General features: G+C 68.6%; 3 protein-coding genes. 2 read left to right on the plus strand and 1 reads right to left on the minus strand.

What is annotated here, in order from left to right:
• Both HC022_RS24730 and HC022_RS24735 read left to right on the plus strand, forming a co-directional pair.
• Positions 1 to 677, plus strand: a 677-nt coding sequence (locus HC022_RS24730; RefSeq protein WP_175583730.1) for an OmpP1/FadL family transporter, incomplete at its 5' end; no start/stop codon positions are given.
• 155 nt (positions 678 to 832) lie between these two features.
• Entirely contained in the window at positions 833 to 1,690 is an 858-nt protein-coding gene (locus HC022_RS24735; protein WP_089960640.1) for an ATPase, read from the plus strand.
• 15 nt (positions 1,691 to 1,705) lie between these two features.
• Here the strand turns inward: HC022_RS24735 and HC022_RS24740 are convergent.
• Positions 1,706 to 2,188: hypothetical protein (locus tag HC022_RS24740; protein WP_167454160.1), on the minus strand; the 483-nt coding region annotated here is incomplete at its 5' end.

Here is a 2,188-nt window from a genome sequence, read left to right on the forward strand (position 1 = left end):
GTGACTACACCGTCGACCTCGACGGCACCTGGGCCACCGGATACGTGCTGGGCGCCGCCTACGAAAAGCCCGAGATCGCGTTGCGGGTGGCGCTGACCTACAACTCGTCGATCAGCCACGACATGGACACCACCGAGCGCGGCCCGCTGGTCGATCCGGACGGGCCCGGCTCGATCCCGGGCCTGCCTCTGCTCAACGGCACCTCCTCGACCGAGGTGAAGATCCCGGAAAGCTGGAACCTCGAATTCCAGACCGGCGTCGCCCAGGACACGCTGGTCTTCGGCTCGGTGCGCTGGGTCAAGCACTCGCAGTTCCGCGTCGATCCCGACGAGTTCGTCAACATCACCGGCGGCGGGCTGATCGACCTCGAGGACACCAAGACCTACACACTCGGCGTCGGTCACCGCTTCAACGACAAGTTCTCCGGCTCGGTCTCGGTCACCTACGAGCCCGATGGCGACGAGCTGGTCTCGCCGCTGGCGCCCAAGACCGGCTACACCCAGCTGCGTCTCGGCGGCTCCTACAAGATCACCGACCGGGTGACGCTTGCGGGCGGCGTGAGCCACTTCTGGCTGGGCGACGCCAAGCCCGAGACCGGCACCCCCGACGTGGCCCGTGCCGATTTCACCGACAACACCGCGTGGGGCGTCGGCTTCAAGGTCAGCTACAACTTCTGAGGCAGGCCGGGGGCGGGCAACCGCCGGACAGGCAGGACCGCCCGGGCGCCGCAAGGCCCCGGGCGGTTTGCATGTCGGGCACATGAGCCGGGCCATTTGACGACGACCGCGCGTCTCTTTACCTGTGGCCCGAACGAGTCAGGAGAAGCCCGCAGATGCTGTACCCCACCGCCCGAGACTGGCACGCGGCGCCGCGCAAGCGCGTGGTTCTCTTCGCCATGTCGGGGCTCGGCAAGACCCACGTCTCGAGCATGCTGCGCGAGACCGGCAACTGGTTCCACTACTCGATCGATTACCGCATCGGCACCCGCTACATGGGCGAGTACATCGTCGACAACGCCAAGCGCGAGGCGATGCGCGTGCCGTTCCTGCGCGAGCTGCTGCTGTCGGATTCGATCTACATCGGCTCCAACATCACCTTTCACAACCTCTCGCCGGTCTCGACCTATCTCGGCAAGCCGGGCGACCCCGACAAGGGCGGCCTGCCGATGGAGCTCTACCGGCACCGGCAGGACCAGTTCCAGCGCGCCGAGGAGCAGGCCCTGCTCGACACCGGCTACTTCATCGACCGCGCCGAGCAGCTCTACGGCTACCCGCATTTCGTCTGCGATACCGGCGGCTCGATCTGCGAATGGGTCGATCCCGAGAACGAGGCAGACCCGATCCTCTCGGCGCTGTCGGGGCAGGCGCTGATGGTCTGGATCCGCGGCAGCGAGGACCACACGGCCGAGCTCATCCGCCGTTTCGACCGCGCACCGAAGCCGATGGCCTACCAGCCCGCGTTCCTTACCGCCTGCTGGGATGCCTATCTCGACGAGACCGGGCTCTCGCCCGCGCGGGTCGATCCCGACGCCTTCATCCGCTGGACCTATGCCCGCGCGCTGGCCCACCGCCAGCCGCTCTACGAGGCGATGGCGCGGAACTGGGGCGTCACCGTCGACGCCTCCGACGTGGCCACTGTGCGCGACGAGGCGGATTTCAACGCCGTCATCGCCGCCGCCCTGCCCGCCTGACCGGCCGCGCGGCGCTCAGCAGGACGAGATCACCTGCGCCAGCGCCCGCGACGAGCCGCTGAGCGGCGCGTCCACCACCACCGGCCCGTCATAGGTCAGAACCCGCACGCGCGAGCCGCCCTGCAGCGCCTGGATCACCGGGTCGCTGTAGGCCAGCGTCGATTCCGGCTGGTTCTGGCCGTTGGGGCTGAAGCGCAGCGGGAATTGCTGCCCGTCCACCTCGACGATCATGCCGCGCTCGCCGCCGTCGATGCCGATCACCCGCAGGAAGCTCTGGCCGCGCCCGCAGAAATAGTAGAGCCCGGTCTTGCCGCGCACCCCGTCCACCCCGGCATAGCCGACACCGCTGCCGGTGCGCCCGGTGACCCAGCCCCTGGTCGGATCGCCCTGCGCCTGCTGCTGGCCGCCGCCGCCTTCGCCCTCGCTGAGGCCGGAACACACCCGCTCGACGCAGGCATGGTAGGCGGGGTTGGTGTTGGGACCGAAGTTGGCGAGACA

Source organism: Salipiger sp. HF18 (assembly GCF_011806505.1).
GTDB lineage: Bacteria > Pseudomonadota > Alphaproteobacteria > Rhodobacterales > Rhodobacteraceae > Salipiger > Salipiger thiooxidans.